We start from the raw sequence: 8,834 nt of genomic DNA on the forward strand, positions 1-8,834 counted from the left end.
GCCCAGCCGGTAGAGCAGGTCTTCGAACGCCTTGGCCAGCTGCGCGACCCGGCCGTACACCGGCAGCTCCGGTTGCTCGGCGAAGCTGAAGTTCACGTGCCCGCCCACGTAGGAGGCATCGGCGCGGCCACCGTGCGGGCCGCGGTAGGCGTGGATGATGTCGAGCACGTGCACGAGGTCGGCCCAGCTCTTCGCAACCCCCGGGAGGATCGGCGAAACGACTTCGACGCCACCCTCGTGCGCTCCTTCCCGCACGATCGTCCAGCCGGGGAAGCCCGCGGCGTCCAGCGTCGAGCGCAGCGCCGCCGCCACGTCGACGAACTCCTCGCCCACCACCTGGAATTCGAGCTCGAAGCCGAACCGCGCGTCCGGCCGGTTGCTCACACCGCCCGGGACGCCGCCGGGGTGGAAGGTGAGCGGGTTCTCCTCGTCCTCCACTTCGACGACCGCCGCGGTGTAGCTGCGAACCAGTTCCTCCAGCCGCAGGTGCCGCAGGCGGGCGGTCAGCCGCCGGGCGCCGGCGAGCCGGCCGGCGAGCGTGACGACGTCCACATCAGACAGTCCGGCGGCCCGCAGCCGGCTCGCGTGCCGGCGCCACTCCCGCACCCGGCCGCGCAGTTCCGGCTGGAACGACGCCGGGAAGGCCGCCAGGTGCCGCTGCATCTGCACGATCTCGTCGGAGAGCTCCCCGAGCAGAGCGGGCACGTCCGGCCGCGCGTACCCGGGGTCGCTCTCACCGTCGGCGTCGCGATCGGAGCCGTAGTCGGAATCCGTTTCACCGTCGGCATCCCGATCGGAGCCGTAGTCGGTCATCAGGACGTCTTCGCCCGAGCGGGGCGCCGCGACCGCGGGGCCGGTCGGTCCCGCATGGTGGATCGCCGGCGCGCCCGTCCCGGCCGGGAGCGGTTCCGGGGCCAGCGCCCGGAAGGCTTCGTTCAGCTCCCCGATGGCCCGCCTCGAATCGTCGCCACCGGCCACCCGGCCGACCGCCTGCTCGCCGAGCTCGTGCTTCGGCAGGTGGACCTCCAGGTGGGCGACCGGCCCCGCCTGCGGAGGTGCCGCGGCGCCGAGGACGCGGACGGCGAGGTCGCCCGGCCGGACGTCGAGACCGAGCCGGGCCAGCCGCAGCGCTTCCTCCTCCAGCTCGTGACGCAGCACCGCGGCCACCGCGTCGGCGCGCGCCCGGCCGGTCGCCGCCGCGTGTTTCGCGCCCAGCAGACCGACCTGCCCGAAGCCCCGGATCGTCACTTCCGGCAGGCGGGCGTGGTTGCGGCGCCGCCAGGCCGCCGCGCGCGCGACCTGCCGCGCGACCCGACGGACGACGGCGACCGCCGGGCCCGGCAGGGTCTTGCTCTTGGACGGGAACGCGAGCACCTCCGGCGGGATCCGGCCGGCCGCGAGGTCGGCCAGCGGCACCTGGGGGGTGCGCTCGTGGTCCGGCAGGGCCTCGAGGACCGTCCCGCCCTCTTCGACGGTCCGGATGGCGGTCGTGGTGCCGACGCTGATCACCTGGGTGGCTCCGAACACCGCGCCCGGCCCGACGATGCGCCGCCACTCGAGCTTGAACCGCTCCGCGTGGGCCAGGCCGAGGCCGTTTTGCGGCGCCATCGTCCAGCACTGTCCCAGCAGGATCGACGCCCACGGGTCGAGCCCGGCCCGCCGGAACGGCTCGGTGCCGGCGACGAGCCGGGCACCGTCTTCCGCGGTCAGCGCGACGGTGTCGCCGATGTGCAGCGGCCGGTCGGTCTTCAGCGCGAACGGCATCAATCCGCGCGGGCTGACGTGGCCGTCGAGCAACCACGCCGGGACGGTGCTGCCGGCCCACGGCGACAGCAGGGGTTCGTAGCGCCGGCTGCCGTCCTCGCCGTTCTCGAGCGCGCGAAGGTAGTACTGCTGCCGCACAGCGGTGTCGTACCGCACGGGCAGGTGCATGTCCTGGGCGTCGATCTCGTTCAGCGGGAAGAACTGGCCGTGGGTGCCGAGGGCTTCGTTGGCCATGGCGTAGGTGACGACGTCGTCCGGCCCGGGCTGGGGGGCGAGTTCGGTCGTGAAAGCCGTCCCGTTCGTCGCGAAGCGGCCGTCCGCGGACAGCGAGAAGCCGTCCGGTACGTGGTGAACGACCCGCGAAAACCCGCCAGGCAGCAGCGACTGGCCGAATTCGGCGGCTCCCGTGGTCGCCCCGTCCAGCGCGGCGAGCACGAGTGAGCGGTCGCGCCCGCGGTCTTGTCCGCGGCCGAGCGCCGTGCGCACGCGGGTGTCGGTCCGCACGATCCGGGCCAGCTGCGCCGCGGTGAGGTGCTGGTGCACCCCGTCCGCCCGGATGGCGGTGTAGCCCCGCGGACCCGCGCCGGCGAACAGGAACAGCGGCACCAGACCGGCCGGCCACGGCGAATCCGCCGAACCGGTGCCGGTGGCGTAGGTGCGCAGGCGCTGGGCCGTGGCGTGGCCGGCCCACTGCCGGGCCAGCCGGAGGGCCTCGTCGTCACCGGGGAAGCGCACGAACAGCGCGATCGGGTTCCCGTCGGCGTCCGGCAGGACTTCGGTCCGCACGTCACCGGCCCGCAGGTCCGACACGAGCCGGAAACCGGTGGGGGCGCCGATTCCGTTGCGCTCGACCATCGCCAGCCCGTCCGGGGCGTAGACGTCGGGGAAGAACCCCGCCGAGCGCAGCGCACCGGCGAAGTCGAAGCCCAGACCGCCGAAACCGGCCAGGGTGCTGCCGTCGCGGGCCACCAGCACCACCGGGCGCAGCGGGTCGGCCGCCAGGTGCTCCCGGAAGCGCGGATCGGCCAGCAGCATCTCCCCGAGCCGGCGGCCGTCCAGTTCGAGCACGGCGCCGGAGTGGGTGGCCAGGCGGGCGAACCGGCCGTCCGGGGAGTCGACGGTGACGACGATCGGCTTCCGTGGCGCCCAGAGCCCGTCCAGGTCGGCAGTGCCGTTTTCGACCGCGTCGAGGAAGGCCGACAACACCGCGGTCTCCGCCGCCGGCTCGCGCACCGCCCCCGGCACGGGGAAGCCGAACACCCCGCCGCCGGCGACGTGCACCACGTCCGCCGTCGACGGGGGCGGGCCCTCGGTGAACCGGGTGCCCCGCGGGACGGACACCATGGCGATGTCGCTGACTGTGTAGTGGCCGGTGTAGTGGTAGGTCTCCCAGGGCCCGGTCAGCGCGCGCAGCCCGGCCAGCAGCCGCTGAACGGCTTCGCCTCCCGCGGGCACTGCCCCCGGGGGAAGCGTGCCGAAGACGATCAGCGGCGGGCGGGCCCGGACCTTGGTCAGCCCCCGGAACGCCGAGGACCACGCCAGCAGCCGCGAGCTGTGCTCGGGGTCGAGCCGCCGGGTGCTGCCGTCGGACAGCGGGACGAGGAAGTCGTCGCCGAGGACGTCGAGGAACAGCTCGACCGGGCGGGTCCGGCCACCCTCGGTCGCCGGGGCCCATGCCTGCGTGGCCGACCCCGCCGGCTTTCCGGCGTCGGTCTCCTTCACCGCGCGCAGGCTGTGGTCGGTGGTGTGGATGAGCTTGCCGGCCAGACCGTCGTCTTCCCGCGCAGCCGAGGCGAAGCCCATGCCGATGCGCCGGCCGCTCGTGTCCATCAGCCGCAGCCACCGCACGTCGTTCGGCCGGATCGACGCCACCGGTTCGGCGGCGCCGCCGTTCTCCGGCACCGCCGAGCCGACCGCGTCCAGCACGAGGTGTTCGGTCAGGGCGGTCACCGAGCGGTACGGCCCGTCGCCGCGCAACGCCTCCGCGAACTCCTTCCCGGCCGCGATCGTCCGGTCCGGGTCGGCGGGATCGGCGCCGACCAGGCGGACCGGCACCGCGGCGTCGGCGGCGTAGCGCCGGAACGCCGGGGAGTTCCGCACGTGCCGCGCGAGGGTGGCGCCGTCGATCAGGACGCCGCCGACCAGGAACTTGCCACCGCGCCCCTCGACGTAGACGAAAAACGGTTTCTGCCCACCGGTCTCCGGCGGCAACGCCTGGTGCAGGCGCTCCCAGCCGGCCCGCTCCGACGCCGCGCCTGCGTCGAAGCTGAGCCCGCCCGCCGCGTTCGCCGTGGGGGCGTGGTCCGCCCCCCGCGGCACGACCGGGACCGTCACGTCGACGGTGACGGGCCCCGCGGTGCCCGGACCGATCGCGATCTCCGGTTCCGGCAGGCCCGGTTCCAGCTCCGCGCGCAGCAGATCGGCGACGACCCGGGCGTCGCGCGGGGTGCCGGCGACGCGGACGCGCGGCACCGGCAGTCCGTTTGCCCGCTGGGAGCGCACCGCCGAGGACAGCGCGGCCGCCAGTGCCCGCAGGTCCGCCGCCGCGGCCGGATCGGTGAGGCGGGGCCGGGCCGCGTCGACGACGTAGTGCCGCGGCGCAGCCGGCACGGGCGGGGGGCCGAAGACGACGGAGTCCTCGTCCGGCGTGGCGTCGTCCGGCAGCTCCCGCACGATGCCGTCCCGGTGCACCGCGACCCGCATGCCGGGGCCGCGGACTTCGCCGCGGTAACCGGCTTCGCGCAGGAGCTCCCGCAGCGTCACCAGCCGGTTGCCGTGCCGGGGGCTGCTCACCCGGCAGCTGAGGAAGGCCAGCGCCGACCAGTGCCGCCAGCCTACGACACCGGGCAGCTGCAGGCCGGTCAGGAGGCGCACCACGCCCCGCTCGTCGAGGCGCACGATCCGGCCGCCGCGCGTGCGCACGGAGAACCCGCCCTCGTCGTGGTGGAGGGGCACCCGGAACTCCCCTGCCGCGCCGGCTCCCCTGGCGAACGCCTCCCGCAGGACCTCCCGCTCGCGGTCGGTGTGCGGGAACCCGACGCCCAGCACGAGGCCGCCGCGGTCGCGCAGCACCACGTGGTCGACGTCACCCGGCTCGACGTGCTGCGGCCCGAGCAGGTCCGCCAGCGGCACGACGTCCGGGCCGGCGGGCCCGGTCCCGGTGCCCCGGGTGTCGATGCGCACCACGATCCCGGGCGACGTCGTGTCCAGGAGCTCGTGCACCTCCGCATCCACCCGGGCGAGGATCTCCTCCGCCGTGTGGCCGGGCGCGGTGTACTGCGCCAGCCGGTGCCGCACGGCTTCCTCGACCACCGCGCGGAACGGCGCGAGGCGCGTCTCGTCGCCGACCAGCCCCCGGCTGAGCAGCCGCGGCAGGTGGGCCGTCAACCGGAAGCGCGAGTCCTGCCCGGCGACCACCGCGTCGGTGAAGCCTTCGGCCACCCACCCGAGCCGGCGCCGGTCGACGGCGGCGAGCCGGCGCACCCCCGCCAGCGGCGCCGCGAAGCCGCTCAGGGCCCGGTAATAGGCGATCGGGCGGCGCGGGCCGTCATGGCGGGTCAGTTCCCAGCTGCCGTTGGTCTCCCGGTCGCCGGGCAGCTGCTCGACGGTGAACTCCCACTCCGCGGGCCGGCCGGGGAACCGTTCGGCGGGGTAGAGCTCGTCCAGCGCCGCGGCGAGCTCGGCGCGGGCCTGCTCGGTGAGGAACCCGCTGACGTCGGCGAAGCGTCGTTCGAGATTGCTGCCGCCGCTCAGGCGCAGGCTCAGCCCCAGGTCGAGTCCTTCGCGCCCGGCAGGGGTGCCGGCCATCGCGAAGCGGACGACGTCCCGCGCGGCCTGCCGCAGCCGAGCTCGTTCGAGCGGCGGCAGCAGCAGGTCCGGCCGCAGCCGGCCGGAGGTGTCGGCCCGGCCGCGGGCCAGCACCACGGGAGCCGGCCTCGCCGGAATCCGGGCGCCGGCACCCGCCGCGGCGTCCGCATCCCGCCGCGGGGCGGCCGCCGCACCCGGCCCGGTCCCGAGGTCTCCGGCCACCGGCCGGCCCCCGCGACGCCCGGCGGGCTCGTCCCGGTGAGGTTCGCCCTGCCGCTGCATCCGGACACGTTCGGCCTCCAGCCGGGCTTGCTCCTCGTGCTGGGCTCGGGCCCGCTCGGCCTCGCGCCGGGCCACCTGCTCGCCCCGGAGGCGCTCGGCCTCCAACCGGGCCCGCTCCTCGTGCTGGACCCTGGCCCGCTCAGCTTCCTGCCGGGCCACCTCGGCAATCCGGGCCTGCTCGGCCTGCCGCCGGGCCCACTCCTCCTGCCGAACCCGCGCCTGTTCAGCCTCGCGCCGGGCCACCTCCGCGGCCCGGACCCGCTCGGCCTCCAGCCGGGCCTGCTGCTCCCGCTGGTCGCGCCGGCGTTGGGTTTCGCGGTCCCACCAGTCGGTCTCGCGCTGGTTCTCGCGGTCCTGTTCCGCGCGCCGGCGCTCCGCTTCGCGCTCGGCCATCCGCCGGTCGTAGCGCTCGACCTCCACGCGCGCGAGCTCCGCGGCTTGCTCCTGGAGCCGGCGCAGCCGCTCCTCCGGACCAGGCTCGGCCGCCGGAACCGGCGCAGCCTGAGCGCCCGCCTCCGCAACCGACTCGGGCCGAGCGGCCGGGGCACCCGGCTGCCGGGGGGTCGCCGGGTCTTCCGGCCGTCCCTCCGGCTCGGGGGTCACGTCGTAGAGGCTGTCCCAGTCGTGCGGGCGGTCCGCCTCCTGCGCCGCGGCTTCCGGGGCATCGGCTTCCGGGGCATCGGCTTCCGGGGTGACGGGGCGGAACCGCAGCTCCCACCCGCCGAAGTCGTCGCGCGAGGGGTCGGACTCCGCCTCGCCGCGCCAGCGCACCTCCAGCTCGGCCGTCGAGCGCACCGGGAATCCGCCGCGGGCCAGGATGGCGTCCACCGACTGCCGGAGCGTGTCGGCGATCAGGCCGCCCATCCGGTCGTGCAGGGCTTCCGGTGCGTTCAGGTCCAGCCGCAGCTCGAACGTCCGGTGGCCCTGGGCCACCAGCCCGGCGAAGCGGCCCGCCGCGGCGCCGATCGCCGCGCGTTCGGGCGGGGACAGCACGAGCCCGCCCTGCTCGGTGAACCGACCGCGGACCACCGGCTCCCCGGTCGCCGGCGGCTCCGGGACCGCAGCCAGGCCGGGTGGGGTGTCGAGCGGCAGCGCCGGAGGCTCGTCCACCGGGGCGCCGAACGCTTCCGGCGTACCGGGGAAGAAATCCGCCGACCACTCCGGGAAGCTGTCCCAGTCGAACTGCTCCAGCAGGTCCGAGAAGCTCACCGCCGGGGTCCCGGGCTCGCGGCCCTGGTTGCCGTCGAAGTCGATCAGGTCGTGCACCAGGTCGTCGAACGCCGCGTCGTCCGCCGGGAGGACGCCGTCGTCCGCCGGCTCCCCATCAGCGGGGTGGGTGAGGCCGGCCCACTGCGGTTCTTCGCCCGGGCCTTCGTCGAGCTGCTGTTCCAGGTCGTCGAACACCGAGCCGCCCCGCGGGCGCACCGGGCTCGGCGACGCGTCGGGCATCGCCAAGTCGGACATCGGCGAGCCCATCTCCGGCGCCCCGGCATCCGGCACCACGGCGATCTTCTCCGGCGCCGCGGCATCCTCCTCCGGGACGGCGGCGGCCGGAGCGGTCTCCACGAGCCGCACACCAGGGCCGGGCCCACCCGGCTCGGCGGGTGCGATCCGGACGTGGTCGCGCAGCACCTCCGGCACCGTGGCCGGCGCGAACCGCGCGCGGTCGCCGGCGTTCAGCGCCGTCCGCACCAGCTCCTCGACCCGGGCGAGGCGTCCGGGGAGCACCTCCACCGTTCCGGCGACGGTGATGTCGAGCGTCGGGGCGTGGTCCGGGCCGGCGGCGGCCAGGCGCGCGGCGAACCCTTCCAGGGCCCAGCCCAGCCGCCGTTCGACCGTCGCCGGCAGGCGCGTGCTGTGGGTGACGAAGGCGCCGGTCAGCTCACGGGCGTCCCGGTACCAGCCGGGCGTCCGCCGGGGCCCGGCGAGCGCCCGGACCACCACTTCGCCGTCGTACCCGCCGCCGCTGCTGTCGTACCAGGTCCAGGTGATCGGGAGCTGCTCCCGGGTCGCTTCGTCGACACCCGCCGCGCGCAGCCCGTCGTGGAGGAACCGGCGGAGGTCCGCGGTCAGGGACTCCCGCAACGCGGCGTCCCGGGCGGTGAGCCGCGAGCGCACGGCGATCCGGACGTCGGGCAGCTCCAGACCGGGATCCGCGGCGATCTCGGCCCCCTGCTGCCGGCCGAACTCGGTGAAGGCGGCCTGGTCCGGGTCGAACACCCGGATGCCACGGCCGAGGGTGCGGAAGTGGCCCGTCACCCGCCCGGGCGACTCCGGGTCGGACACGTCCAGCAGGACCGCGGCGGGCGTGCCCCGGTGGACGTACCGCTCGAACCGCACGAAGCCGGGCACGAGCGCCACGACGCGGGGATCGGCGTCCGGGTGGCCGGTGAGCACCTCGGCGACGGCCCCTTCGACCAGCTCCCGGACCTCCCGCGTGCGGGGTTCGTGGTTCACCGGCGACGGGTGGACCACCGCGATCCGCAACCGCCGCTCGCGATCCGGTTCGGCCAGCAGCTGCGTCACGAAACCCTGCACCAGCCACACCACCCGCCGGCGAGCGGCCTGCGACAGAAGGGGCAGCTGGGGCAGGAAGAACGCCGTGAGCTGCCGCGCCGCGCGGTGGTTCGCCGCCGTGAGCGGAGGCGTCTCGTGCACGGCCGCCCGCAGGATGACCGGCGCCCCGTTGGCCGGGAGCTGCTCGGTGGTCAGGGTGAACTCCAGCTCCGGCGGCACGGCGCCGTGGGCGGCGACCGCGGCGATCAGCACGTCGCGCAGCCGGCGGTGCTGGTCGGTCAACGTCCGGTGCCCGGACCGGCGGCTCTCGCGCACGGCCAGCCGGATGTCGGGCAGCTGTTCCCCGCGCGCCGCGCGCTCGGCGACTTCGCGGGCGAAACCGTCCGCGAAGCGGTCCAAGTCCGCCCGGGCCGCGCCGGACAGCTCTTCTCCGGGCTCCAGCGTGGCCGTCCACTGGTCGAGCA

The organism is Amycolatopsis sp. Hca4, from assembly GCF_013364075.1.
Classification (GTDB): domain Bacteria; phylum Actinomycetota; class Actinomycetes; order Mycobacteriales; family Pseudonocardiaceae; genus Amycolatopsis.